Raw genomic sequence first — 24,850 nt, 5'->3', positions numbered from 1 at the left:
CCACCAGCCACGGCGGCCCGGCGCTGGCGCTCGCGGCGCACCCGGGCCCGCACGCCGCGCAGGCGGGCCACCCCGGCGGCGTCGTACGGCGCGTCCGCGGCCTCGGCGAGGGCGTGGCGCAGGTCGTCGGTGCTCAGGCTCATGACAGCTCCTCGATCCGGGAGGACGGGGTGGGCGGCTCGGCGGCCAGCGCGGGAGCGACCCGCAGCTGGGCGAGCGCCTTGGAGGTCTGGGACTTCACGGTGCCGACGCTGATCCCGAGGACGTCGGCGGTCTGGGCCTCGGTGAGGTCCTCGAAGTAGCGCAGGACGACGACGGCGCGCATCCGCCGCGGCAGCAGCGCCAGCGCGTCGACCAGCCCGGCGCGCGTGACGACGGCCTCGCCGTGGTCGGCGGCCGCCACCTCCGGCAGCGTCTCGGTCGGGCGCTCGCCGTTCCAGCGGCGCCGCCACCACGACGCGAAGGTGTTCACCATCACCCGCTTCACGTACGGGTCGGGCTCGCCCTCGATCCGGCTCCACGCGCCCCACGCCTTGGCCAGCGCGGTCTGCACGAGGTCCTCGGCCAGGGCGTGGTCGTGCGTCAGCAGGTACGCCGTGCGGTGCAGCGCGTCGCCGCGTGCCGCGACGTACGCCGCGAACCCGCCGTCCATCCGGACCCCCTGGCCACCGGGACGCCCGACGCTCGGGCGCTCTCAGCCGGTACGACGTCCCAGGGTGCCCGGAAGGTTGCTCGACGGACGCCACCGGGGCGGCTCGGCGTCCGGGCCGGCCGAGTTGTGCGCCCGCTCGACCGCCGCGGCCGCGATGCCGCGCTGCATGCCGCCGAACACGATGCCGTGGAACGGCCGCACCGCCTGCCAGTAGGCGTGCCCCGCCAGCCCGTGCGGCGCGAACAGCGCGCGCATGCGGAACGTCGTGCCCGTGGCGCCGCGCTCGGGCGGGTCGACGACGAGCTCGAGCCAGGCCAGGCCGGGCAGCCGCATCTCGGCCCGCAGCCGCAGCAGGTGCAGGTCCTCGACCTCCTCGACGCGCCACCAGTCGAGCGCGTCGCCGACGGCCAGGTCGTAGGGGTTGCGCCGCCCGCGCCGCAGCCCGGGACCACCGCTGATCCGGTCCATCGCGCCACGCGCCCACCAGCCCAGGGGCCAGCTGTACCAACCGTTCTGGCCGCCGATGCCCTCGATGACCGACCACAGCGCCGGCGCGTCCGCGTCGACGGCCACCTTGCGCTCGTCGACGTACAGCGAGCCGCCCGCCCAGTCGGGGTCGCTGGGCAACGGGTCGGACGGCGCGCCCGGGGTCGACGCCGACGTCCAGGACGTCGCGACGTCGTACGCCTGCACCTTGGCCAGCGCCAGCTCGACCGCCCGCTGGAAGCCGATCAGCCCCTCGGGCGGGTCGGGCACGTACCGGGCGATGTCGTGCTCCTTGCAGACGACCTCGTGCACGAGCGACTCGACGAGCGGCCGCGCCAGCCCGCTCGGCACCGGGGTCACGACGCCGACCCAGTGGCTCGACAGCCGCGGCGTCAGCACCGAGAGCTTCACGATGGGGCGCTTGGGCAGCTGGGCGACCTGGGCGTAGCCCTGCATCATCTCGCGGTAGGTCAGGACGTCGGGGCCGCCGATGTCGAAGCCGCGGCTGACGTCCTCCGGCAGGTCGGCCGCACCGACCAGGTAGCGCAGCACGTCGCGGACGGCGATCGGCTGGATCCGGTTGTCGACCCAGCGCGGCGTGATCATGGCGGGCAGCCGCTCGGTCAGGTACCGCAGCATCTCGAAGGACGCCGAGCCCGACCCGAGGATCACCGCCGCCCGCAGCACGGCGGTCGGGACGCCGGAGTCCAGCAGGATCTCGCCGACCTCCTTGCGCGAGTCCAGGTGCGGCGAGAGGTCCTCGACATCGGGGTACAGGCCACCGAGGTAGACGATCCGGCGGGCCTTCGCCGACCGCGCGCCGCGCGCGAACGCCCGGGCCATGTCGCGGTCGCGACGCTCGAAGCGCTTGCCCGAGCCCAGGCTGTGCACCAGGTAGTAGGCGACGTCGGTGCCCTCGGCCGCCGCGCGCACGGACTCGACGTCGCCGACGTCGCCCTCGACGACCTCGACGTCACCGACCCAGTCGCGGTCGCGCAGCTTGTCGGGCGAGCGCACCAGGCACCGGACGGCGAACCCGGCCGCCAGCAGCTCGGGGACGAGACGCCCACCGATGTAGCCGGTGGCGCCGGTGACGAGAGCGGTGCGGGACATGGCTCAACCCTGCCGCCGCGAGGGCGCGGCCGCGACCGCAGGCGCGGTCGTCAGACGGTGCCGCTGATGGTGCCGCCGCCGGTCGTCGGCGCTCCGGGCACGGGCGGGAACACCACCGGCGCCCGAACCCCGGCCGCGTCGAAGGCGACCTTGACCCGCTCGCGGATCTCGCGCTGCACGCCCCACTGCTCGTTCGGGGCCGTCTTGGCGACGACCCGCACGGTGACCGTGGTGCCGGTGAGCTGCTCGACGCCGACGACCTCGGGCTCGCCCAGCACCACGCCCTCCCACTTGGGGTCGGCGAAGACCGAGGCGACGGTCTCGCGGATGATCTGCTGCGCCCGCTCGATGTTCTCGGAGTAGGCGACCGGCAGGTCGACGACCGCCGTCGACCAGCCCTGGCTCTTGTTGGCGATCCGGATGATCTCGCCGTTGCGCACGTACCAGGCGACGCCGGTCGCGTCGCGCAGCTTGGTGATGCGCAGCGTGACCTCCTCGACGGTGCCGACGGCCTCGCCGGTGTCGACGAGGTCGCCCACGCCGTACTGGTCCTCCAGCAGCATGAAGATGCCGGACAGGAAGTCCTTGACCAGGCTCTGCGCGCCGAAGCCCAGCGCGACGCCGGCCACGCCGGCCGAGGCCAGCACCGGGCCCAGGTCGAGGCCGACGTCCGAGAGGATCATCAGCGCGGCCACGCCGAAGACGACGCCCGAGATGATGCTGCGCAGCACCGAGCCCAGCGTCTCGGTGCGCTGGCGTCGCCGCTCGCTGAGGGCGCCCGTGGCGCTCGCGAGCACGCGGGTCGCCGCGGTCTCGCCGAGCCGGTCGGCGATGCGTGACTCCGCCGTGCGCTGGATCAGCCGGCCGACGGCCCGCACGAGCACGAACCTCAGCAGGGCGGCCACGACGAGGATCACCAGGATCCGGATCGCGTGGGGCAGCACGGTGTCTCCCAGCCACGAGGGCAGCTGGCGGGCGGCGGTGGTCAGGTCGGTCGGCACGGCGGGTGGCTCGCTCCTCGTTGGTCGGGGTCGCTGGACGACCTCCCAGGCTAGAGGCCCGGGACGACGGCCATCAGCCCAGGGCGAGCCCGGTGTGGTGGGCCGCGAAGGCGAGCGAGTCCGCGGTGAGCTCGACCGAGCGCGAGACCGCGCGGCCGCCGTGCCCGACGTCGGCCTCGCGGCGCAGCAGCACCGGCCGCTCGCCGGCGTCGCCGGACGTCGCGTGCTGCAGCGCCGCCGCGAGCTTGCGCGCGTGCAGCGGGTCGACCCGCGTGTCGCCGTCGAACACCGTGAACAGCGTCGCCGGGTAGCGCGTGCCCTCGACCACGTGGTGGTACGGCGAGTAGGCGACCAGCCAGCCCAACTGCTCGACGTCCGCCGCCGTGCCGTACTCGCTGGCCCACGTGGCGCCCAGGCCGAACTTCTCGTACCGCACCATGTCGAGCAGCGGCGCCGAGCAGACGGCGGCCGCGAAGAGCTCGGGCCGCTGGGTGATCGCGGCGCCCACCAGCAGGCCGCCGTTCGAGCCGCCCGAGATCGACAGCTGCTCGGGCGTCGTCCAGCCCTCGGCGACGAGGTGCTCGGCCGCGGCGTGGAAGTCGTCGAAGACGTTCTGCTTGGTGCCGAGCATGCCGGCGCGGTGCCAGTCCTCGCCCTCCTCGCCGCCGCCCCGCAGGCCGGCCACCGCGTAGACGCCGCCGGCCTCGACCCACGCGAGGATGCCGGCGGAGTAGCCAGGTGTGAGGGGCAGGCCGAAGCCGCCGTAGCCGTACAGCACCGTGGGCCGCGGCCGGTCGGGCGTCTCGGACGGCGACACCACGAGCAGGCGCACCTCGGTGCCGTCCTTGCTGCGGTAGACCAGCTGCTGGGTCGAGACCGACGGCACCTCGACCGCACCCGGCGCCGTGGCCCACGTGGTCGTCTCGCCGGTGCGGGCGTCGAAGCGCAGCACGCTGCTCGGCGTCACCGAGTCGCTGTAGCCGAGCCAGGTCTCGTGGCCGCCCTCCGGGTGCTCGGTGAGGCCGCCCACCGACCCCACGCCCGGCAGCGGGACGTCGCCGATCTTGGCGCCGGTGTCCAGGTCGTGCAGGGTGACCTCGCCGACGGCGTGGCGGGTCCACGCGACGACCAGGCGCGGCTCGTCGAGCTCGGGACCGTCGAGCACCGCGTAGCCGTCGAGCACGGCGGTGTGGTCCTGGGGCAGCAGGTCGGTCCAGTTCTCGTAGGCCGGGTCGGCGGGGTCGACGACGGCCAGCCGCCCGCGCGGCGCGTCGCGGTCGGTGAAGACGTACGCGCGCCCGTCGCGGCCGACGTACAGCGAGGTCTGCGCGTCGACGTCCTCCTGGACGACGCGCAGCTCGGGCCGCTCGGGCGAGCTCGCCTCGAGGTCGGCGAGCCAGAGGTCGTTGCGCGGCGCGGTGCCGGCCGAGGCGCTGATCGCCAGCCAGCGGCCGTCCATCGAGACCGAGACGCCGTAGTAGTTGGTCTTCTCCAGCCCCTCGCCGAAGACCAGCACGTCGTCGTCCGGGCTCTGGCCGACCCGGTGCAGCCACACCCGGCGGTGGTACTGCTGCTCGTCGTCGGGCAGGTCGGAGGTGTCGATGCGACGCACGTAGTAGAAGGCCTCGCCGCCCGGCAGCCAGGCCACGGGGGAGTAGCGCGCGCGGTCGACCGGGCCGTCGACGGTCTCGCCGGTGGCGACGTCCATGACGCGCAGCACCGACTCCTCGCGGCCGCCCTCGCTGAGCTGGTACGCCAGCAGGTGGCCCTCCTTGCTGGGCTGCCAGCTGTCGAGGGTCGTGGCACCCGTGGCGTCGATCGCCACGGGGTCGATCAGCACGCGCTCGGTGCCGTCGGGGTCGGTGGTCAGCAGGACCGCGTGCTCCTGACCGGCCACCCGGCGCACGACGAACTGCCGCTCGCCGCGCCAGACCGGCGCGCTGACGACGCCGGCGCCGAGCAGCTCGGTGACCCGCTCGCGCAGCCGGTCGCGGCCCGACCACGTGCCGCGGTGCTCGGCGAGCAGCTCGTCCTGCGCGCGCGACCAGGCCTGCGTCGCCTCGGACGTCGGGTCCTCCAGCCAGCGGTAGGGGTCGGCGACGTCGTAGGTGGGGTCCTGCTCGGGGAGCCGCTCGACGAGCGGGAGGCGCTCCGCCTGCGGGTAGGCGCGGGCGTGCTGCGGGGCGCTGGAGGGCATGCGGCGCATGCTACGTGGCAGGATCGGACGCTGCACCGCCCCCACGCCGCCCCCACACCGCCCTCCCGGACTGCGAGCCGATCCATGACCGACGTCCCGCACGAGCCTCCCAGCGCACCGCTGGTCGAGCTCGCGCGCCTGCACGGCGTGGCCACCGAGTACTGGGACTGGCTGGGCCAGCACGTGCTCGTGCCCGCCACCACCGTGCGGACGGTGCTGCACGCGCTCGGGGTCGACGCGTCGTCCGACGCTGCCGCCCAGGTGGCGCTCGAGGAGGCCGCCGAGAAGCCCTGGCGCCGCACGCTGCCGCCGGTGGTCGTCACGCGCAGCGGGTGGACGCCGTGGGTGCCCGTGCACCTGCCGCACGGCGGCACCGCCCAGGTGTGGGTCGACCTCGAGGGCGGCGGCCGCCGCGAGCTGGTGCAGCGCGACCACTGGGTCGAGCCGCGCGTCGTCGACGGCGTGCAGGTGGGCGAGGCGACGTTCGAGGTGCCGGGCGACCTGCCCCTCGGCTGGCACCAGGTCGTGGCCCGCACCGGCGGCCGGACGTCGTCCTGCCCGCTGGTCGTGACGCCGGCCGAGCTCGAGCTGCCGGCGGCGCTGAGCGGCGAGCACCGGGCGTGGGGCTTCATGACCCAGCTGTACTCGGTGCGCTCGTCGCGCTCGTGGGGCACCGGCGACCTCGACGATCTGGCCGAGCTCGCCGTGTGGAGCGCCGCCGACCTGGGCGCCGACTTCGTCCTGGCCAACCCGCTGCACGCGGCCGAGCCGGTCGGCGTCATGGAGCCCTCGCCGTACCTGCCCACCACGCGGCGCTTCGTCAACCCGCTCTACATCCGCGTCGAGGCGATCCCCGAGGTCGGCACCATGCCGGCGTCCGAGCGCCAGCTGGTCGAGTGGCAGGCCGACGCCGCGCGCGCCGCCAACACCGAGGACACGGTCGACCGCGACGCCGCCTGGACCGCCAAGCGCTCGGCGCTCGAGCTGGTCTACGCCCAGCCGCGCACCCCCGGCCGCGAGCGCGAGTACGAGGCGTTCTGCGTCGAGCAAGGCCAGGGCCTGGTCGACTTCGCGACCTGGTGCGCCCTCGCCGAGGAGCACGGGCTGCCGTGGGGCGCCTGGCCCAAGGAGCTGCACGACCCGACGTCCGAGGCGGTGGCCGACGAGCGCGACCGGCTGGCCGAGCGGGTCGAGCTGCACCGCTGGATGCAGTGGGTCGCCGACGAGCAGCTCGCCGCCGCGCACCGCCGCGCCCGTGGCGCCGGCATGTCCCTCGGGGTCGTGCACGACCTCGCGGTCGGCGTGCACCCCGAGGGCGCCGACGCCTGGGCCCTCGGGCCGGCGCTCGCCCGCGGCGTCTCCGTCGGGGCGCCGCCCGACCCGTTCACCCAGCAGGGCCAGGACTGGAGCCAGCCGCCGTGGCGGCCCGACCAGCTGGCCGAGCTCGGGTACGCGCCCTACCGCGACATGCTGCGCACCGTGCTGCGGCACGCGGGCGGCGTGCGTGTCGACCACGTGCTGGGCCTGTTCCGGCTGTGGTGGGTGCCGCAGGGCGCCCCGCCCACCGAGGGCACCTACGTGCGGTACGACCACGAGGCGCTCGTCGGCATCCTGGCGCTCGAGGCGCACCGGGCCGGCGCCGTGGTGATCGGCGAGGACCTCGGCGTGGTCGAGCCGTGGGTGCGCAGCTACCTGCGCGAGCGCGGCGTGTTCGGGACGTCGATCCTGTGGTTCGAGAAGGGCGAGGAGGGCCGCCCGCTGCCGCCGGAGTCCTGGCGCGAGCTGTGCCTGGCGACGGTCACCACCCACGACCTGCCGCCCACCGCGGGCTACCTGGCCGGCACGCACGTCGACCTGCGCGAGCGGCTCGGGCTGCTGACCCGGCCGGTCGAGGAGGAGCGCGCGGCCGACGAGGCCGACCGCGCCGCCGTGCTCGCGGTGCTGGTCGAGCGCGGGCTGCTGCGCGAGGGCGCGGGAGAGCGCGAGACCGTCGAGGCGCTGCACCGCTACCTGACCTGGACGCCGTCCCGCCTGATCGGCGTGGCGCTGCCCGACGCCGTGGGCGACCGCCGCTCGATCAACCAGCCCGGCACCGACGAGGAGTACCCGAACTGGCGGGTCCCGCTGGCCGGGCCGGACGGTACGCCGGTGCTGCTCGACGACCTGCCGCGCGAGCGCCGGGCCCGCGCCCTGGCGCGCGCCGTCCGCGGCCGCTGACCCGCAGGTCGTCGGCCGCGGACGGCGGTGCCGAGGTCAGGCCTCGTGGTCGCGGGCCTGGGCCCGCAGGGCGCGCGCGACGGCGTCGCGGTTCTCGGTGACGAGCCGGCGCATGGCCGGGACGGCGTCGGGGTGCCCCTCGAGCCACGCGTCGCTGGCGTCGACGAGCGTCTGGTCGGCCAGCAGCGTCGGGTACAGTCCGATGACGATCTGCTGGGCGATCTCGTTGGTGCGCGTCGCCCAGACCCGCTCGATCGCCGCGAAGTAGCGCTCGACGAAGGGGCGCAGCAGCTCGGCGTCGTGCACGCGGCCGATGCCGAGGATGACCGACTCCTGCACGGCGTTCGGCAGCTCGTCGGACTCGACGACGCTGTCCCACGCCGCCGTCTTGGCCTCGGCGGTGGGCGTCGCGGCGCGCGCCACGGCGGCCGCGCGCTGGCCGTTGGCCGTCGAGTCGCGGTCGAGCTCGCGCTCGATCGCGTCCTCGCCGACCGCGCCGGCCGACACCAGCGAGGTGAGCAGCGTCCAGCGCATGTCGGTGTCGACCGCCAGGCCCTCGAGCTCGCCCGTGCCCTCGTACAGCCCGCGGACGACGTCCACGTGCTCGGGCGTGCGGGCGGACGACGCGAACGCCGTCACCAGCTGCAGCTGGCGGTCGCTGCCGGGCTCGGCCGAGCGGGCGAGGTCCAGCAGCGTGGCGGTGACGTGCGCGACGACGTCGGCCCGGTGCTCGGGCGCCGTGTAGACGCGCGCGGTGGTCGACAGCTGCGCGAGGAGCAGGCGCAGCACCGTGGAGTCGGACTCGGTGGCGATCGCGCGCAGCGCCAGCTCGACGAACTGGCGGGCGGGCGACTCGGCGTCGCGGGTCATGTCCCACGCCGCCCCGAGCACCAGCGAGCGCGGCATCGAGTCGGCGAAGCCGTCCAGGTGCGCCACGGCGGTCGCGAAGGACGCGTCGTCCAGCCGGATCTTGCCGTAGGCCAGGTCGTCGTCGTTGACGAGCAGCAGGTCGGGACGGGCCCGGCCGACCAGCTCGGGGATCTCGGTGCGGTCGCCGACGACGTCCGTCTCGATCCGGTCGGTGCGCTGCAGTCGGCCGTCGACCAGGTCGTAGCAGCCGATCGCCAGGCGGTGCGGGCGCAGCACGGCGTGCGCCGCAGGCGCGGTCTGGACGACGGCGACCGAGGTGTAGCGGCCCTCGTCGTCGACCTGGACGTCGGGCACCAGCGTGTTGACGCCGGCGCGCTGCAGCCACTGGGCGCTCCAGCCGCGCAGGTCGCGGCCGCTGGTGACCTCGAGCTCGCGCAGCAGGTCGGCCAGCTCGGTGTTGCCCCACGCGTGCGCCTTGAAGTAGCGGCGCAGGCCCTGCACGAACTCCTCCTCGCCGACGTAGGCGACGAGCTGCTTGAGCACCGAGGCGCCCTTGGCGTAGGTGATGCCGTCGAAGTTCACCTCGACGTCCTCGAGGTCGCGGATGTCGGCGACGATCGGGTGCGTCGTGGGCAGCTGGTCCTGGCGGTAGGCCCACGACTTCTCGGCGGTGCCGAACGTCGTCCAGGCCCACGGCCAGCGGGTGTTCTCGGCCTGGGCGCTCGTGCTGGCCCACTCGGCGAACGACTCGTTGAGCCACAGGTCGTCCCACCAGCGCATGGTGACCAGGTCGCCGAACCACATGTGCGCCAGCTCGTGCAGCACGGTCAGGGCGCGGCGCTCGACCAGCGCCTCGGGCACCTTGGACCGGAAGACGTAGGTCTCGAGGAAGGTCACGGCACCGGCGTTCTCCATGGCCCCGGCGTTGAACTCGGGCACGAAGAGCTGGTCGTACTTCTCGAACGGGTAGGGCAGGTCGAAGACGCGCTCGAAGTACTCGAAGCCCTGCTTGGTGACCTCGACGAGGTTGCCGGCGTCCAGGTGCTCGCGCAGCGAGTGGCGGCAGAAGACGCCGAGCGGGATGGTGCGGCCGTCCGAGCTGGTGAGCTCGTCGCGCTCGACGTGGTACGGCCCGGCGATGATCGCGGTGACGTACGACGCGAGGCGCGGGGTGGGGGCGAACTCCCACACGGCCTTGCCCTCGGGCAGCTCGCGCGGCTCGGGGGTGGGGGAGTTGCTCACCACGGTCCAGTGGTTCGGGGCCGTCACGGTGAAGCGGAACTCGCCCTTGAGGTCGGGCTGCTCGAACACGGTGAACACGCGGCGCGAGTCGGCCACCTCGAACTGGCTGTAGAGGTAGACCTCCTTGTCGACCGGGTCGACGAAGCGGTGCAGGCCCTCGCCGGTGTTCATGTAGAGGCAGTCGGCCACGACGCGCAGCGTGTTCTCGGCGGCCAGGTCGTCGAGCTGCAGGCGCGAGTCGTCGAACACCGCGGACGGGTCGAGGGTGCGCCCGTTGAGCTCGACCGCGTGCACCGCACGGGCGACGAGGTCGACGAAGGTGCTGGCACCGGGGGTGCTGCTCGAGAACGTCACCACGGTCTCGGACCGGAAGACCTCCGGGCCGGTGGTCAGGTCGAGGACGACGTCGTACGACTGCACCGTGACGTGAGCGGCGCGCTGCGCGGCCTCGTCGCGGGTGAGGTTCATGCCAGGCACGCGGGTCTCCGGTCGTTCGGGGGCTTCGGGGGCTTCGGGGCTGCTGCGGGAACTGCGGTCGGGGGGCCCGACCGCACCGGCGGCGGGGCGGCGTCCATGCTCGCACGGATCCGGGAATGTCCACAGGGCGGGACGCCTTGACCCCAGCAGACGCCGCGGGCACCCCTGCCCGCGGCACGCCCCGACGTCCAGGAGAGCCCGTGACCGCGCAGACCGAGCAGACCACCGAGCCGACCGGCACCCAGAGCGTCGACTTCTGGTTCGACCCGATCTGCCCCTGGGCCTGGATGACGTCGCGGTGGATCGGCAAGGTCGAGAAGGTGCGCGACGTCTCGGTGACCTGGCACGTGATGAGCCTGGCCGTGCTGAACGAGGGCCGCGACCTGCCCGAGAACTACCGCGAGATGATGGACCGCGCGTGGGGCCCGGTGCGCGTCGTCGTCGCGGCGCAGAAGCAGTTCGGCGACGACGTCGTCAAGAAGCTCTACGACGCCATCGGCACCCGCATCCACCCGGGCGGCGAGAAGGACTACACCGTCGCCGTCGCCGGTGCGCTGGACGAGCTCGGCCTGCCGGCCGACCTGATCGAGGCCGCCACCTCGACCGACTACGACGACGCGCTCAAGGCCAGCCACTCCGAGGGCATCAGCCTGGTCGGCGAGGACGTCGGCACGCCCGTCGTGTCGGTCAACGGCACCGCGTTCTTCGGCCCGGTCGTCACGCCGGCGCCCAAGGGCGAGGCGGCAGGACGGCTGTGGGACGGCTGCGTCCTGGTGGCCGGCACCCCCGGCTTCTACGAGCTCAAGCGCACGCGCACCCAGGGCCCGGTCTTCGACTGAGACCGTCGGGCCGGCAGTCTGGCGATCAGTGCCAGACTGTGGGCCATGCGCGTGCACATCGGCGGCGACCACGCCGCGTACGACCTGAAGGTCCACCTCGTGCAGCACCTGCTCTCGCAGGGCTTCGACGTCGTCGACCACGGTCCCGAGTCCTTCGACAAGGACGACGACTACCCGGTCCACGTGCTGCGCGCCGCCACCGGCGTCCGCAGCGACGAGGGCAGCCTGGGCGTCGTCCTCGGCGGGTCGGGCAACGGCGAGCAGATCGCCGCCAACAAGGTGCTCGGCATCCGCGCGGCGCTCGCGTGGAGCGTCGAGACCGCCCAGCTCGCCCGCGAGCACAACGACGCGCAGGTCGTGTCGATCGGGGCGCGGATGCACTCGCTCGAGGACGCGACGGCGATCGTCGACGCGTTCCTCGCGACGACCTTCAGCAAGGACGACCGGCACCGCCGGCGCCTGGCGATGGTCTCGCGCTACGAGGACCACGAGGAGCTCCCGCCCTGGCCCGCCACCGAGGGCTGAGCGGCTAGAAGCCGAAGGTCGTCGCCGGCTCGACCGCCGAGCGGAAGGCCGCCGACGTCCGCGCCAGGACGCCGGGAGTGCGCTCGTGCACGAGCCCGGCCTCGGCGAGCGCCACGAGCGTCACGCCGCCGGCCAGCACCGAGCCGAGCTCGCGGACGTCGAGCGCCAGGTCGGGCGCGTCGTCCGTGCGCGTGCAGGTGGCTCCGTCAGGTCCGCCGGTGAGCCGCCAGGTGCCGGCGTTCCACGGGCAGAGCTCGTCGGCGACGTCGAGGACGAGGTCCATCGGGTGGCCGTAGCCGCGCGCGGTGAGGGCGCGGTCGACGTCGACCACGCGCAGCCACAGCTCGTCGGTGCGCACCGGCTTGATCGAGCGGGGGTCGACGAGCCAGGCGAGCAGCGCGTCGTCCGGCTTGACCCGCCAGGACTTGGTCGTCGACGTGAGGTCGAAGTCGGTGACCGCGCGCCACAGGCGGTGCTCGCTCTCGCGGTCGACCGCGGCGATCTCGAAGACCAGGACGGTGCCGTCCGGCGACCCGTCCTTCCACTCGACCGAGCGCCGCAGCACGGCGTAGCCGGTGGGGGTGCCGTCGCGCTCGGCGACCAGCAGCCGCAGCGGCTCGTCGCGCTCGAGCTGGCGCGGGGTCATCCGCAGCAGGTCGCGCGTCAGCGCCTCGCCGCGGTCGACCATGCCCGGACGACGGGCGCAGGCCCGCGTGTGGACGTCGGCGACCAGCTGCCAGTGGGTGTCGGGGTCGGCGCTCACGAACCTCAGCGCGACGTCGTCCGAGCCGGGCAGGTCGCGCAGCGTGGCGCCGCGTCCGAGCGTGACCTGGTAGCCGACGGTCGCCAGGCCGTAGCCGAAGCGGCCGTAGATGGCGGTCTCGGAGGCGTGCAGGCCCGACACCGGCTCGGCGCCGCGCTCGTGCAGGTCGTGCAGGTGGGCCGTGATCATCGCCCGCAGCACGCCGCGGCGGCGGTGGCCGGGGTGCACCGACACCCAGCTCAGCCCGGCCATCGGCACGACCGTGGTGCCGGTGCCGAGCTCGCCGGTGGGCAGGCTGACGCTCAGGCTGAAGACCGTGTTGACGCCCACCAGCTCGCCGTCGTCGGTGCGGACGCCGGAGGTGCGGTCCCACTCGAAGTAGTCCAGCGTGTGGCCGGGGTCGTCGGGGAAGACGAAGGCGGCCTGGTCGACCCACAGCAGCTCGGCGCGCTCGTCGGAGCCGATGGCGACGACGGTGCCGGGCGAGGGGCGGTCTGCGGGGTCGGTCGGGGGCATGAGGTCAGCTTGACGACGGGAGGTGGGCGGGCGCAACGGATATCCCGGACGCCCCGGCGCGCTCGAACGGTCATGCGTTGGTCAAGTGGTCCGGACGTGCCCGGGTGATCAGTAGGGTTCCCCCGTGGCGACGTCGCTGAGGGCGAGCGGGGCACCGCGCCGACGCCTGCCCCTCTGGCGCCGCGCGCGCTCGGTCGTGCGTCGGCAGGTGCTGCCGAGCTCGACGTTCCACCTCGTGGGGCTGGCCGCGCTCGCGGTCGCCATCACGTTCGCCACCCTCAACGCCAGCGACTGGGTGCCGGTGGCGGCCTTCGCGCTGGTGCTCACGGGCGGCGGCTTCCTGCTGCGCCCGATCGGGCTCGCGCTGCTGTACGTGCTGGTGGTGGGGTGCCTGGTGGTTGTGCAGGTCAACCGCACGCCGGGGCTGAACCGCGGTGTGGTCGTGGTGCTCGTGACGATGGCGCTGCTCATGTGGTTCGTCGCCCGCTCGAGGGCCCGGCTGGGGCTGCAGGGCAACCTCGGCGAGACGATGCTGGTCGACCTGCGCGACCGGCTGCGCCAGCAGGGCGAGATGCCCGCGCTGCCGCCCGACTGGCAGGTCGAGAGCGTGCTGCGCTCGGCCTACGGCGACTCGTTCTCCGGCGACTTCCTCGTGGCCAACCGCTCGACCGACGGCACCCGGCTGGAGGTCGCGCTCGTCGACGTCTCGGGCAAGGGAGCGGCGGCCGGCACGCGGGCGCTGATGCTGTCGGGCGCGCTGGGCGGCCTGCTCGGCGCGATGGCACCGCACGACTTCCTGCACGCGGCCAACCAGTACCTGCTCCGCCAGCGCTGGGACGAGGGCTTCGCCACCGCCGTGCACCTCGACCTCGACTTCGTCACCGGCCGGTTCCGGATCGCGGGCGCCGGGCACCCGCCGGCGGCGCACTTCCAGGCCGGCTCGGGCCGCTGGGTGCTCACGACGGGCGGCGGGGGCCCGCTGCTCGGCGTCATGGACGGCGTGAACTTTCCCGGAGTCGTCGGCACGCTCGAGCGCGGCGACGCTCTGCTGATGTACACCGACGGCGTGGTCGAGATCCCCGGACGCGACCTCGACCTCGGCATCGACCGCATGCTCGGGCAGGCAGAACGCCTGGTGCGCACCGGTTTTCGCGGTGGCGCCCGACGGATCGTCGAGGGCGCCCTGGCCGGCGAGACCGACGACCGCGCGCTCGTCCTCATCTGGCGCGCCTGACCCGCGCTGCCCACCATCCGGCCAGGTCAGCCGAAGCTGCGACCCTCGCCCCGGTAGGTCGGCGTCGAGCCGACCACGGCGTCGCCGTCCACCAGGTGCAGGACGTCGAACCGCTCGCACAGCTCGCCCGCCTTGGCGTGCCGGAACCACACGCGGTCGCCGACGCGCAGCGTGCGCGCCGCCGCGCCCCGCACCGGCGTCTGCACCTCGCCCGCGCCCTCGGTGCCGAGCAGCTTGAGCCCCTCGGGTGCGACGGGCAGCGGTTGGCGGGTGCGACCGGTCGGCCCGGACGCGATGTAGCCGCCGCCGAAGCAGGTGGCGACGTCGTCGGCCGGACGGCGCACGACGGGCAGCGCGAAGTACGCGGCCGGTCGGGCGGTGAACGCGTCGTAGCCGTCGAACAGCGTGGGGCAGTAGAGACCTGACCCGGCGGTGAGCTCGGTGACGGCGTCGTCGGCAGCCGTCGCCTCGAGGCTGCCGGTACCGCCGCCGTTCACCAGGTCGAGCGGGTGGCCCACCGACTGCTCGACTGCGCGGACGACGGCGCCGCGGCGGGTGGCGAGCTCGGCCAGCGAGCGCTGCTTGACCAGCCGCACGGCCGGGCTGCGGTCGGGGAGCCCTGCCACCTGCGCCTCGTAGAACATCAGCCCGACCACCCGCACCCGGGTGTCGGTCTCGGCGGCGCGCGCGAGCCGGGCGGCGTCGTCCGGGCTGCGCAGCGGCGAACGGCGCACGCCGAGGTGAGCGGGTCCGACGCGCAGCGAGGCGTCGACGTCCAGGCAGACGCGCAGCGGTGCGTCGCCGACGTCGGCGGGGAGGGCGGCAGCGGCCGCCCGCACCTGGGCCTCGTCGTCGACCATCACGGCGACGGCGCGCCGCAGGTCGGCGTCGGCGGCCAGCTCGGCGAGCGCCGCGCGGTCGACGCTGGGGTACGCGACGACGACGTCGTCGGTCGTGCCGCTGCGGACGAGCCAGAGCGCCTCGGCCACCGAGTAGGCCAGGACGCCTTGGAAGCCGTTGTGCTGCAACGCTTCTGAGACCATGCGACGCGACCGCACGGACTTGCTGGCCACCCGGATCGGGACGCCGCGCGAGCGGCGGGCCAGGTCGTCGGCGTTGGCGCGCCAGGCGCCGAGGTCGACGACGGCGAAGGGCGGGTCGAGGTCGGCGGTCGCGGCGTCGAGCCGACGTCCGAGGTCGCTCATGCGTCCACCTCCTGGCGGGCACCGCGCATCGTGGCGAAGGCCCGGGCCAGCACCGCCACGCCGACGCCCGCCACGAGCGGCGCGACGTAGCCGACCCGCAGGCTGCCCACCGTGCCGAGCAGGCCGACCACGACGCCGCCCAGCACGAAGCCGACGTAGTTCGACAGGTTGAGCCGGGCGATGGTCGCGTCGCGCACGGCGGGCGCGAGGTGGTCGGTCGTCGCGAACGACAGCGGCGCCACGACCGCCAGCCCGAGGCCGGCGACCGCGAAGCCCAGCACGGCGACGGCACCGCCGGGTGCCACCACGACGAGCAGCAGGCCCACCGCACCGACGACGCCGGCCAACCGCACCACCCGCACCGCACCGACCCGGCGCACCGCGAGGTCGGCCAGCGACCGCGACACCAACGAGCAGGCCTGGTAGGCCGCGTAGCCGACGGCGGCGAACGCCAGCGACGTGTGCAGCTCGTCGCGCAGGTACAGCGAGCTCCAGCTCGAGATGCCCGAGTCGACGACGTAGAAGCAGACGACGGCCAGGCCCACCAGCAGCATCGGGCGCCACGGCACGGTGGGCGTCTCCGCGGCGTGCACGGGGTCGGGCGCGGCGTCGGCCGCGGTCTGCGCGGGCAGGCGCGTCAGCACCACGGCCAGCACGTCGACCACCGCCGCGACGACGAGCACCGACGTCCGCAACCCGACGTGCCAGCGGTCGTCGGCCGACGTCCACAGGGCGCCGGCGATGCCGCCGAGGCTCCACGCCGCGTGGAACTGCGCGAGCACGCTGCGCCCGAGCCGGGCCTGCACGTCCACCGCCTGCATGTTCATGCTGGCGTCGACGCCGCCCACCGCGAGCCCCCACAGCAGGAAGGCCGGGAAGAACAGCGCCTTGTCGGGCGCCAGCACCGTCAGCGCGGCGCCGATCCCGATGCCCAGCACGGCACCCGACAGCGCCCGGCCGCTGCCGGCGCGTGCCGCGACCGCACCGGCCACCAGGCTGCCCGCGCCCGCGCACACCGACACGCCCAGCACCAGCAGCGTCACGGCCGCGTCGGACACGTCCCAGCGGTCGGTGTACGCCGGCAGGTGGGTCAGCAGCGTGGCGAAGGTCAGGCCCTGCGCGAAGAAGCCGGCTGCCACCAGGGCTCGCCGCCGCCCCAGCGGAGCCGGCGAGGTGGTCACGCGCCCATCATGCCGTCCCGGCACCGGCCGGCACGGCATCATCTCCCCATGACCACCTGGACCAACTGGGCCCGCACCGAGGTCGCGCACCCGGCCGCCGTCGTCCTGCCGCGCGACGTCGACGAGGTGGGCCGGGTGGTCCGCGCCGCGGCCGACGCCGGACGACGGGTCAAGGCGGTCGGGTCCGGCCACTCCTTCACGGGCGTGGCGGTCACCGACGGGGTCCACGTGCGCACCGACCACCTCAGCCGGAGGCTCGACGTCCACGGCGACGGGCTGGTGACGGTGGGAGCCGGCTGGCGGCTGCACGACCTCGGCCCGGCGCTCGCGGCGCGCGGGCTGGCCATGAGCAACCTGGGCGACATCGACGTCCAGACGATCTCGGGGGCGATCGGCACCGGCACGCACGGCACCGGCCTGCGGTTCGGCGGCATCGCCGACCAGGTCCGCGGGCTGCAGCTGGTGCTGGCCGACGGGTCGGTGGTCGAGGTGTCGGCGGACGACGACCCCGACCTGTTCGAGTCGGCGCGGATCGGGCTCGGGGCGTTCGGCGTCGTCACCGCGGTGACCCTGCAGTGCGAGCCGGTCTACGCGCTGCACGCCGTCGAGGCGCCGATGGGGATCGGCGAGGTGCTGGGCGGCCTCGACGACCTGGTCGAGGGCAACGAGCACTTCGAGTTCTACTGGTTCCCGCACACCGACCGCACGCTCACCAAGCGCAACAACCGGATGCCGGCGGGCTCGCCGACCGTGCCGCTGGGCAAGGTGCGCGGCTACGTCGACGACGAGCTGCTGTCGAACCGCGTCTTCGGGGTGCTCAACCACGTCGCATCGCTCGCGCCCGGCGCGGTGCCCGGCATGGCCGCGCTCAGCGCCCGGGCGCTGGGGCGGCGCGAGTTCAGCGACGCGTCGTACCGGGTCTTCGCCTCGTCGCGCACCGTGCGGTTCCGGGAGAGCGAGTGGGCGCTGCCGCGGGCGGCGATGCCGTACGTGCTGCGCGAGATCCGCACCTGGGTCGAGCGCAGCGGCGAGCGCCTGCCGTTCCCGGTGGAGGTGCGCTTCGGGGCTGCCGACCGGCCGTGGCTGTCGACCGCGCACGGCCGCGAGACGGCCTGGATCGCCGTCCACCAGTTCCACCGCATGCAGCACGACCGGTACTTCCGTGCCGTGCAGTCGATCGCGGCCGAGGTCGACGGGCGGCCGCACTGGGGCAAGCTGCACACCCTCGGCGCCGACCGGCTGCGCGAGCTCTACCCGCGCTTCGACGACGCGCTGGCGGTGCGCGAGCGGGTCGACCCCGGACGCGTCTTCACCAACGACTACCTGCGCAGGGTGCTCGGTTCCTGACCGACCACGTCGGCCACCGGCACCTGCGGGACGTCGGCGAGCTCGTCGCGCTGGCGGGCGCTGAGCCGCAGCGTGATGTCGGCGCACTCCTCGCAGACCGAGCGCGGGATGACGCCCGCCCGCATCAGCAGGCTGAACGCGATGCAACCGACGCAGAGGCCGAGGCCCGCCTCGAGCGCGGGGAACACCACCATGACCGCGCCGATCAGCCAGGTGGGCAGGTGCCAGCCGCCGGCGTACCAGGTCAGCGAGGCGCCCACGGTCATGACGGCCCCGATGGCCGCGGCGAAGCGCTTGGGCGGGCCGGGCGTCGGGCGCGGCGCCGCCGGAACACGAGGCCGGGCGACGGCTGCGAGCCGGGCCAGCGGGCTGACCTGCGGCCCGACCACCGAGCGCAGCACGAAGTCGACGGCCAGCACGACGTACAGCCACGGCTGCTGCAGCGCGAGCGCCAGGACGGCGAGCACCAGCACCTCGGCGGCGACGACGCGCACGGTGACGTCGTCGACCGTGCGGGGGAAGCGGGACAGGCTCATGACGGCTCCTCGCGGTGCGGACCCCAGCACCTCTAGCGAACCGCAGATCTCACGCTCTGATTCCGCCGTCTCACGTGCTGGAACGCCTTTCCGCCACGCCGACCGCTTTCCGCCGGAGGAACCGCTGCTGGGTGGCGCAAAGCGGTTCGGCTGGCGGAAAGGTCAGGGCCGGGCGATGGGGGCTGTGCGGGCGGCCCGGGCGAGCACGAGCGCGGCGAGCCCGGCGCCGCAGGTGCCGAGCACCATGTCGCCCAGCGTGTCCTGGTAGGCGGTGGCGAGCTCGGTGCCGCCACGGATGAACGCGAACCACTCGCCGACCTCCCAGGCGAGCGCGAGCACTGCGCCCCCGCCGACGACCACGGTCGAGCGGGCCCAGCCAGGGACGAGCCGCGCCGCACCGACGACCAGCGCCAGGCCGAGGCAGAGCAGGAACCAGTTCACGAAGTGGTTGGCGTCGTCCCACCAGGTGACCCGGTCGTACAGGTCGAGGGTGTTGCCGGTGACGTCGACGAGGAAGGGCGCCATGACGAGCGCGAAGCCGGCCCACGGGGGACGGCTCGCGGTGAGCCGGCGGCGGTGGGCGACCCACCAGAGCGCGGGCACCAGCAGCATCAGCACTGGGTACGCGACGAGCCGGGCGGCGAAGGCCTTGCCGGCGAACTGCGGCAGGTCCGTGGCGACGCTGGCCACCACGAGCTGGACGACGGTCGCGACGAGCACGAGGGCGCAGGTCAGGCGTCCGCGGTGCTGGCTCATGGCGCCAGGGTGCCACTCACCGGACGAGCTCGGCCCGCACTCCGACCAACCGCACCGGTCGCGCCTCGAACCGGTCGAGCGCCTCGAGCGCCGCGGCCACCACCGCGTCGGGGTCGGTCGTGGGGGCGGCGAGCGCCCGGCCGTGCGTCTCGGTGAAGAACGGCACGTACCGCACCTTGACCACGACGCGCAGCGCGTCGCGACCCTCGTCGACCACCTCGCCGGCGACCCGGCGGGCCACCTGCTCGACCTCGCGACGGACGTCGGCCCACTCGACGAGGTCGGTCTGGAAGGTGACCTCGCGGCCGAGCGAGCGCCGGACGTACGGCGAGCTGTCGATGCGCGCGCTGTCGCGGCCGGCGCCCACCCGTTGCAGCCACGGGCCGGTGGTGGGCCCGAAGCGCGCGGCCAGCGCGTCGACGTCCGCCTCGGCCAGGCCGCGCACGGTTGTGATGCCCAGCTCGGCCAGCTTGGCCGAGGTCTTGGACCCGATGCCCCACAACGCGTCGGGGGCGAGGTCGCCGAGCTCGGCGAACCAGGTCGCGCCGGTGATGCGGTGGGTGCCCGCGGGCTTGCCGTAGCTCGTGGCGATCTTGGCCTGCAGCCGGTTGCGGCCGATGCCGACCGAGCAGTCCAGCTGCGTGGCCTCCAGCACGCGGCGCTGCACCTCGCGCGCGACGGCCTCGGGGTCGTCGTCCGGCGGGTCGTCGACGCCGAGGAAGGCCTCGTCCCAGCCGAGCACCTCGACCTCGGGCGTCACCGTGCGCAGGGTGGCCATGACGACGTCCGACACGGCCTCGTAGTGCTCGCGGTCGACGGGCAGGAAGACCGCGTCGGGGATCCGCTTCAGCGCGGTGCGTAGCGGCGTGCCCGACCCGACGCCGCGCTCGCGCGCCTCGTACGACGCGGTGCTGACGACGCCGCGCTTGGTGGGGTCGCCGTCCCCGCCCACCACGACGGGCAGGCCCGCGAGCTCGGGGTGGCGCAGCACCTCGACCGCGGCCAGGAACTGGTCGAGGTCGACGTGCAGCACCCACCGGGTCACGGCGGTCAGTCTGCCCTGGGAGCGGCCCGCACCCGGGCTACAGGCAGAGGCAGAACGGGTGACCCGCCGGGTCGGTGTAGACCCGCCAGTCGTCGCCCTCGCCCACGCGCACCGCACCGAGCTCGAGCGCGCGGGGCTCGGCGGCGGCCAGGTCCGTCACCGCGAGGTCGAGGTGCGCCTGCTGCGGGTGCGCAGGGTCGGGCCACTGCGGCGGCGTGTAGCCCTCGACCTGCTGGAACATCAGGCTGCCGCCCTCGAACGCCACCAGTGCGCCCTCGGGCCCGTCGTACCCCACCTCGGTGCCGAGCAGGTCGGCGTAGAAGCGGGCGAGCGCCGAGGCGTCGGGCGCGTCGATCGTGGCGGCGTAGAGCACCGTGCCCGCGCCGATCCCGTCGGCCTGGCACAGGTCGAACGGGTGCCCGTCGGGGTCGGCCAGCGTCATCCAGCTGGCGCCGTCGGCCAGCCGGCTCGCGCCCAGGCCGACCGCCCGCTCGGCGGCGGCCTCGTGGCCCTCGACCTGCAGGTCGAGGTGGACCTGCTGCGGGCGCTCCTGCCCCGGCCACTGCGGCGGCTGGTGGTCGAGCGCGCGCTGGAAGCACAGCCGCAGACCGCCGGCGCCGGTGGCGGTCGAGACCCACTCGTCGTCCTGGTACGTCACCTCCCAGCCGGTCAGGGCGGTGTAGAACGACGCGGCCTTCGCCACGTCGGGGACGTCGAGGACCACGCTGCGCAGCGTCGGGGTGACCGTCATGCGGCGATCCTGCCGCGAGCCACCGACATCGGGCGAGGGCTACAGCTCCTTGCGCAGGTGGACGTCGGCCTGGTCCGGGGTCGGGACGCCGTCCCAGCGGAAGATCTCGCGGTAGCCGTGCCGCTCGTAGAAGGCCGGCGCCTGGAACGTGAACGACGTGACGAACACGTGCGTGCAGCCGCGGGCGCGCGCCTCGGCCTCGAAGGCGTCGAGCAGCCGTCGACCGGCCCCGGTGCCTCGCGCGTCCTCGCGCACCCAGACCATGGCCAGCCAGGCGGCGACGCCCCAGGTCCAGCCGCTCGCGCCGGCGACCAGCTCGCCCGCTCGGTCTTGCAGGTGCACGGTGAGCTCGACGCCCTTCTCGATGCCGGGCGTGGCGGCGGCGTTGAACCGGTCGAGCTCGTCGGACAGGCGCTGGTCGAGCGCGGCGTCCGCGCGGCCGACCGCGAGGCGGAGGTCGTCTGCAGAGGTCACGACCGCCGATGCTCCCACGCGGGGTCGATGAGTTCGGCCTCGTGTGGTGGTCTACACCGCATGACGTTCACGACGGCACACCTGTCCATCTCGCTCGACGGCTTCGCGGCCGGGCCGGACCAGTCGCTCGACCACCCGCTCGGCCGCGGCGGCTTCGACCTGCACCGGTGGCACATCGAGACCGAGGGCCAGCACGAGGTCGACGCCGGCTGGACCGAGCAGCTGCTGCGTCCGCGCGGCGCGTACGTCATGGGGCGCAACATGTTCGGCCCCGTGCGCGGCCCGTGGGAGACCTGGGACGGCGAGTGGACCGGCTGGTGGGGCGACGAGCCGCCGTACCACGCCCCGGTGTTCGTGCTGACCCACCACGAGCGCGAGCCGGTGGAGCTGCAGGGCACGACGTTCCACTTCGTCACGGGCGGTGTCGCCGAGGCGCTCGAGCGCGCACGCGAGGCGGGGGACGGGGACGTCGACATCGCCGGCGGTGCCTCGGCCGTGCGCCAGGTGATGGCGCTCGGCGAGCTGGACGAGCTCAGCCTGGACGTCGCCCCCGTGCTGCTCGGCTCGGGGGAGCGGCTCTTCGACGACGGCCTGCGAGGTCGGCTGGAGCAGGTCGAGGTGGAGCACTCACCGCTGGTGACGCACCTGCGGTACCGCGTCGCGCGCTAAGTCCGCGCGCTGAGTCCGCGCACTCAGCCCAGGACGCGGTCAAGGTCGTCGAGCGAGTCGTTCCAGCTGCGCGCCAGCACCGTCGGGACGTCGCCCGCCAGCGCCTCGGCCACCGCTCGGCGCAGCGCGCGCCGGGCGTCGTCCGGCAGCGGCAGCCAGGGGAAGGCCGCGCCGATGACGCGGCCCATCGCCTGCCCGGAGGCGCGACCGAGCGCTGCCGCGTCCACGACGTAGCGCTCGACGTACGGCGCCACCAGCTCGGCCTGCTCCCAGCCCCAGAAGCCCGACGCGACCGCGCGGAACTCGTGGCTGCCCAGCGTGCCGCCCATCAGCAGGTCCCACGCCTCGCGCTTCGCCTCCGGCGTGGGGACGGCGGCTCGAGCGGCCAGGGACGCGTGGTGACCCGGCACCGACCGGTCGCGCTCCTCCTCCGGCGCGATGAACGAGGCGTCGCCCAGGCTCGCCAGTCGCTGCACGGCGGCCCAGCGCACCTCGGGATCGACGTCCGGCTGCTCGAGCCAACGGACGAGGTGGTCGCGGTCGGCGGACGTCGACGCCACCGCCCGCGAGGCCGCCGGGGCGAGCGCGGGGTCGTCGCGGTCGAGGGCGGCCTGCGCCACGTCGCAGGTCCGGGCGAGCAGGCCCGGCACGTCCTCGGGCGCGGCGTGGCGCCGCACGGTGCGCAGCACCAGCCCGAGCACCGCCTCGAAGATCACCGGGTGCTGCTCGCCGCGCAGGTGCTGGTTGAGCAGGTCGACGAGGTCGTCGAGGGTGAGCGTCCCGGACTGCGCGAGCTCGATCGCCGTCCACCAGAGCATCGCGCGGGTCAGCGGTGACTCGACGGACGACAGGCCCGAACGGACGGCACTCCACGACTGCTCGTCGAGCCGGAGGGCGGCGAACGTCTCGTCGCCCGCGTTCGGGACGACGACGAGCCCGGCGAGGTCGTCGAGCCGCAATGGTTCGTCGGACAGGTCGACGGTCCGCGTCGACACCAGCCGCATCGCGTCGTCGTAGCCCGCGACGGTGAACCGGTGCGGTCGGGAGCCCTCGCGGGTCAGCACCGGCACGTCGCCGTCGCGGGTGACCACCAGCGTGTCGAACCCCGTCGAGCGCAGCCAGGCGTCGGCCCACGAGCGCACGTCGCGGTCGGTCTCGGACTCCAGGGCGTCGAGGAACTGCGCCAAGGTGGCGTTGCCGAAGGCGTGCGCCGACAGGTGCCGGTTGACGCCGGCGAGGAAGTCCTCACCCAGCCAGGTGCCGAGCTGGCGCAGCACGGCGTTGCCCTTGGCGTAGGTGATCATGTCGAAATTGGCGAACGCGGTGTCGACGTCGACGAGCGTCTCGGGGTCCTCGGCGATGCGGTGGGTGGAGCGGCGGCGGTCGGCGAGGTAGCCGGTCGGCTTGCGGGTCAGCGCCGCGCCCGTCCACGAGTCGGTGTAGCCCGCGGCGGCGCCGGCCACCTCGTAGCCCAGGAAGTCGGCGAACGACTCGTTCAGCCACGTGTCCTCCCACCACGTCATCGTCACGAGGTCGCCGAACCACATGTGGGCCATCTCGTGGGCGATGACGGCCGCCATGTCCTCCCAGTCCAGGGCGCTCGGCGTTCCCTGCCGCAGGTACTCGTCGCGGTGGGCGACCGCGCCCGGGAACTCCATCGCGCCCCAGTTCAGGCCGGGCGCGAAGACCTGCTGGTAGTCGCCGAAGGCGTAGGGCTCGTCGAAGACGGTCGTGTAGTGCTGGAAGCAGGCGCTCGTGATGCGCCGCAGCTCGTCGGCGTCGCGCCGCAGCTCGCGCTCCTGCGCCTTGCGGGCGTGCCAGCCGAACGGCAGCGTGCCGCCCGGCGCCGGCGCGTACGGCTCGTCCCAGGTGACCGACACCCACGGGCCGCCCGCGACGAAGAAGAGGTACGTCGCGATGCGCGGCGTCGGCGCGAACGACCACCGGACGCCGTCGCCGTCCGGGGTGGACCCGGTGTGCACGCCGTTGGCCAGCACGGTCCAGTGCGACGGCGCGGTGACCGAGACGGCGAACGTCGTCTTGAGGTCGGGCTGGTCGAAGCAGGGGATCACCTTCTGCGCGATGTCCATCGCGGTGAAGCCGCAGACGTAGCGCTCGCCGTCGGCCGGGTCGACGGTCACGGTCATGCCGTCCCCGTCGGTGACGTAGGGCAGGCGGGCCGTGACCCGCACCTCGTTGGTCGCGGCCAGGTCGGTCAGCGCGATGCGCGTGCCGTCGTACGTCGCCGGGCGGCCGTCGAGCGTGACGTCGGTGGCGCTGCCGAGCTCGAGGAAGGACGATGCGCCGGGCCGGGTGCAGCCGAAGCGGATCGTCGCCTCCACGGCGAAGTCCTCGCTCGACGTCAGGTCGAGGTGGACCTCCGTCTCGACGTCGGTGATGAGCGCGGCGCGCTCGCGGGCCTCGGTGAGAGTCAGGGACACCCGAGGGACGGTAGCGGCGACCGCCGAGAGGCGCCGGAGCGGATGACGGGATCCGGGTTGGAGCGGATGACGGGAATCGAACCCGCGTAGCCAGTTTGGAAGACTGGGGCTCTACCATTGAGCTACATCCGCGCGTGCGGCCAGGCGACGATCACCCGGCCGTGGACGCCGTCCAGCCTACCGGCCCTGCGCCCCGGTCCAGGACGTCGGCCACCGGGCGGGTACGGGGTGTGGCGCAGCTTGGTAGCGCGTCCGCTTTGGGAGCGGAAGGCCCCCGGTTCAAATCCGGGTACCCCGACCAGCACGACCGCGT

20 protein-coding genes and 2 tRNA genes are annotated in these 24,850 nt (G+C 74.3%); 7 read left to right on the top strand and 15 right to left on the bottom strand.

Going from position 1 to position 24,850, the window contains the following annotated elements; all coding sequences use genetic code 11:
- Window positions 1-139: 139 nt before the first annotated feature.
- The 4 genes from ACYVJ4_RS01860 to ACYVJ4_RS01845 all read right to left on the bottom strand — a co-directional run bounded on the left by ACYVJ4_RS01860 (window position 140) and on the right by ACYVJ4_RS01845 (window position 5,449).
- Window positions 140-652 carry a SigE family RNA polymerase sigma factor gene (locus ACYVJ4_RS01860; RefSeq protein WP_460458406.1) on the bottom strand — a complete coding sequence of 171 codons (513 nt, stop codon included), beginning with the start codon at window positions 650-652 and terminating at the stop codon, window positions 140-142.
- Window positions 653-694: 42 nt separating this feature from the next.
- Entirely contained in the window at window positions 695-2,251 is a 1,557-nt protein-coding gene (locus tag ACYVJ4_RS01855) for an SDR family oxidoreductase (protein ID WP_460458405.1), read from the bottom strand.
- A 50-nt stretch (window positions 2,252-2,301) separates the two neighbouring features.
- Complete coding sequence (locus ACYVJ4_RS01850) at window positions 2,302-3,252, bottom strand: mechanosensitive ion channel family protein (RefSeq protein WP_460458404.1); 951 nt, start codon at window positions 3,250-3,252, stop codon at window positions 2,302-2,304.
- Window positions 3,253-3,325: 73 nt separating this feature from the next.
- Complete coding sequence (locus ACYVJ4_RS01845) at window positions 3,326-5,449, bottom strand: prolyl oligopeptidase family serine peptidase (RefSeq protein WP_460458403.1); 2,124 nt, start codon at window positions 5,447-5,449, stop codon at window positions 3,326-3,328.
- An 84-nt stretch (window positions 5,450-5,533) separates the two neighbouring features.
- Here ACYVJ4_RS01845 and malQ point away from each other — a divergent pair, with 84 nt between their 5' ends.
- Window positions 5,534-7,666 carry a 4-alpha-glucanotransferase gene (malQ, locus tag ACYVJ4_RS01840; RefSeq protein ID WP_460458402.1) on the top strand — a complete coding sequence of 711 codons (2,133 nt, stop codon included), beginning with the start codon at window positions 5,534-5,536 and terminating at the stop codon, window positions 7,664-7,666.
- 36 nt (window positions 7,667-7,702) lie between these two features.
- On the opposite strand, the gene pepN (ACYVJ4_RS01835) is transcribed toward malQ, so the two are convergent.
- On the bottom strand, window positions 7,703-10,255 hold the full coding sequence (pepN, locus tag ACYVJ4_RS01835) for an aminopeptidase N (protein ID WP_460458401.1): 2,553 nt from the start codon (window positions 10,253-10,255) through the stop codon (window positions 7,703-7,705).
- A 200-nt stretch (window positions 10,256-10,455) separates the two neighbouring features.
- On the opposite strand from pepN (ACYVJ4_RS01835), the gene ACYVJ4_RS01830 reads away from it, so the two are divergent.
- Window positions 10,456-11,094: a mycothiol-dependent nitroreductase Rv2466c family protein gene (locus tag ACYVJ4_RS01830; RefSeq protein WP_460458400.1), complete on the top strand. Its 639-nt coding sequence runs from the start codon at window positions 10,456-10,458 to the stop codon at window positions 11,092-11,094.
- 45 nt (window positions 11,095-11,139) lie between these two features.
- Window positions 11,140-11,619 (top strand): ribose-5-phosphate isomerase, encoded by a 480-nt coding sequence (locus tag ACYVJ4_RS01825; RefSeq protein ID WP_460458399.1) that lies wholly within the window; start codon window positions 11,140-11,142, stop codon window positions 11,617-11,619.
- Between the two features lie 4 nt (window positions 11,620-11,623).
- Here ACYVJ4_RS01825 and ACYVJ4_RS01820 read toward each other — a convergent pair whose 3' ends face one another.
- Complete coding sequence (locus tag ACYVJ4_RS01820) at window positions 11,624-12,898, bottom strand: GNAT family N-acetyltransferase (protein WP_460458398.1); 1,275 nt, start codon at window positions 12,896-12,898, stop codon at window positions 11,624-11,626.
- 124 nt (window positions 12,899-13,022) lie between these two features.
- Here ACYVJ4_RS01820 and ACYVJ4_RS01815 point away from each other — a divergent pair, with 124 nt between their 5' ends.
- The gene (locus tag ACYVJ4_RS01815; protein WP_460458397.1) at window positions 13,023-14,132 is read left to right on the top strand and encodes a PP2C family protein-serine/threonine phosphatase; all 1,110 of its coding nucleotides are present in this window, start codon (window positions 13,023-13,025) and stop codon (window positions 14,130-14,132) included.
- 26 nt (window positions 14,133-14,158) lie between these two features.
- On the opposite strand, the gene ACYVJ4_RS01810 is transcribed toward ACYVJ4_RS01815, so the two are convergent.
- Window positions 14,159-15,337 (bottom strand): alanine racemase, encoded by a 1,179-nt coding sequence (locus ACYVJ4_RS01810; RefSeq protein ID WP_460458396.1) that lies wholly within the window; start codon window positions 15,335-15,337, stop codon window positions 14,159-14,161.
- On the bottom strand, window positions 15,334-16,518 hold the full coding sequence (locus ACYVJ4_RS01805) for an MFS transporter (RefSeq protein ID WP_460458395.1): 1,185 nt from the start codon (window positions 16,516-16,518) through the stop codon (window positions 15,334-15,336). The genes ACYVJ4_RS01810 and ACYVJ4_RS01805 overlap by 4 nt, the downstream gene beginning before the upstream one ends.
- Before the next feature lie 48 nt (window positions 16,519-16,566).
- Here ACYVJ4_RS01805 and ACYVJ4_RS01800 point away from each other — a divergent pair, with 48 nt between their 5' ends.
- Window positions 16,567-17,865, top strand: coding sequence for a D-arabinono-1,4-lactone oxidase (locus tag ACYVJ4_RS01800; RefSeq protein ID WP_460458394.1), 1,299 nt, complete (start codon window positions 16,567-16,569; stop codon window positions 17,863-17,865).
- On the opposite strand, the gene ACYVJ4_RS01795 is transcribed toward ACYVJ4_RS01800, so the two are convergent.
- The 5 genes from ACYVJ4_RS01795 to ACYVJ4_RS01775 all read right to left on the bottom strand — a co-directional run bounded on the left by ACYVJ4_RS01795 (window position 17,838) and on the right by ACYVJ4_RS01775 (window position 21,427).
- Window positions 17,838-18,401: a DUF4395 domain-containing protein gene (locus ACYVJ4_RS01795; protein ID WP_460458393.1), complete on the bottom strand. Its 564-nt coding sequence runs from the start codon at window positions 18,399-18,401 to the stop codon at window positions 17,838-17,840. The two genes, ACYVJ4_RS01800 and ACYVJ4_RS01795, sit on opposite strands and share 28 nt — an antisense overlap.
- A 162-nt stretch (window positions 18,402-18,563) precedes the next feature.
- A complete protein-coding gene (locus ACYVJ4_RS01790) occupies window positions 18,564-19,157 on the bottom strand; it encodes a hypothetical protein (protein ID WP_460458392.1) in 594 nt (197 codons plus the stop codon).
- A 16-nt stretch (window positions 19,158-19,173) separates the two neighbouring features.
- A complete protein-coding gene (locus ACYVJ4_RS01785) occupies window positions 19,174-20,202 on the bottom strand; it encodes a DNA polymerase IV (RefSeq protein WP_460458391.1) in 1,029 nt (342 codons plus the stop codon).
- Window positions 20,203-20,239: 37 nt separating this feature from the next.
- Window positions 20,240-20,953, bottom strand: coding sequence for a VOC family protein (locus tag ACYVJ4_RS01780; protein WP_460458390.1), 714 nt, complete (start codon window positions 20,951-20,953; stop codon window positions 20,240-20,242).
- A gap of 39 nt (window positions 20,954-20,992) precedes the next feature.
- Window positions 20,993-21,427 carry a GNAT family N-acetyltransferase gene (locus ACYVJ4_RS01775; RefSeq protein WP_460458389.1) on the bottom strand — a complete coding sequence of 145 codons (435 nt, stop codon included), beginning with the start codon at window positions 21,425-21,427 and terminating at the stop codon, window positions 20,993-20,995.
- 60 nt (window positions 21,428-21,487) lie between these two features.
- Between ACYVJ4_RS01775 and ACYVJ4_RS01770 the strand changes: the two genes are divergently transcribed.
- Complete coding sequence (locus ACYVJ4_RS01770) at window positions 21,488-22,096, top strand: dihydrofolate reductase family protein (protein WP_460458388.1); 609 nt, start codon at window positions 21,488-21,490, stop codon at window positions 22,094-22,096.
- A 23-nt stretch (window positions 22,097-22,119) separates the two neighbouring features.
- Here the strand turns inward: ACYVJ4_RS01770 and pepN (ACYVJ4_RS01765) are convergent, their stop codons facing one another.
- Both pepN (ACYVJ4_RS01765) and ACYVJ4_RS01760 read right to left on the bottom strand, forming a co-directional pair.
- Window positions 22,120-24,537: an aminopeptidase N gene (gene pepN, locus ACYVJ4_RS01765; protein ID WP_460458387.1), complete on the bottom strand. Its 2,418-nt coding sequence runs from the start codon at window positions 24,535-24,537 to the stop codon at window positions 22,120-22,122.
- A 58-nt stretch (window positions 24,538-24,595) separates the two neighbouring features.
- A tRNA-Gly gene (locus tag ACYVJ4_RS01760) sits at window positions 24,596-24,669 on the bottom strand.
- Between the two features lie 92 nt (window positions 24,670-24,761).
- On the opposite strand from ACYVJ4_RS01760, the gene ACYVJ4_RS01755 reads away from it, so the two are divergent.
- Window positions 24,762-24,838 (top strand) — tRNA-Pro (locus ACYVJ4_RS01755).
- Window positions 24,839-24,850 lie beyond the last annotated feature (12 nt).

This window comes from Angustibacter peucedani (assembly GCF_054779595.1).
Note: the sequence above shows the minus strand (reverse complement) of the source record. Positions and strands in the feature narration are given on the sequence as shown.

Bases quoted from the DNA above. Each gene is read 5' to 3' on its own strand.
- ACYVJ4_RS01860 (WP_460458406.1), bottom strand. From the start codon at position 652: ATGGACGGCGGGTTCGCGGCGTACGTCGCGGCACGCGGCGACGCGCTG.
- ACYVJ4_RS01855 (WP_460458405.1), bottom strand. From the start codon at position 2,251: ATGTCCCGCACCGCTCTCGTCACCGGCGCCACCGGCTACATCGGTGGG.
- ACYVJ4_RS01780 (WP_460458390.1), bottom strand. From the start codon at position 20,953: ATGACGGTCACCCCGACGCTGCGCAGCGTGGTCCTCGACGTCCCCGAC.
- ACYVJ4_RS01825 (WP_460458399.1), top strand. From the start codon at position 11,140: ATGCGCGTGCACATCGGCGGCGACCACGCCGCGTACGACCTGAAGGTC.
- ACYVJ4_RS01810 (WP_460458396.1), bottom strand. From the start codon at position 15,337: ATGAGCGACCTCGGACGTCGGCTCGACGCCGCGACCGCCGACCTCGAC.
- ACYVJ4_RS01820 (WP_460458398.1), bottom strand. From the start codon at position 12,898: ATGCCCCCGACCGACCCCGCAGACCGCCCCTCGCCCGGCACCGTCGTC.
- ACYVJ4_RS01770 (WP_460458388.1), top strand. From the start codon at position 21,488: ATGACGTTCACGACGGCACACCTGTCCATCTCGCTCGACGGCTTCGCG.
- ACYVJ4_RS01795 (WP_460458393.1), bottom strand. From the start codon at position 18,401: ATGAGCCTGTCCCGCTTCCCCCGCACGGTCGACGACGTCACCGTGCGC.
- malQ (WP_460458402.1), top strand. From the start codon at position 5,534: ATGACCGACGTCCCGCACGAGCCTCCCAGCGCACCGCTGGTCGAGCTC.
- ACYVJ4_RS01845 (WP_460458403.1), bottom strand. From the start codon at position 5,449: ATGCCCTCCAGCGCCCCGCAGCACGCCCGCGCCTACCCGCAGGCGGAG.
- ACYVJ4_RS01800 (WP_460458394.1), top strand. From the start codon at position 16,567: ATGACCACCTGGACCAACTGGGCCCGCACCGAGGTCGCGCACCCGGCC.
- ACYVJ4_RS01790 (WP_460458392.1), bottom strand. From the start codon at position 19,157: ATGAGCCAGCACCGCGGACGCCTGACCTGCGCCCTCGTGCTCGTCGCG.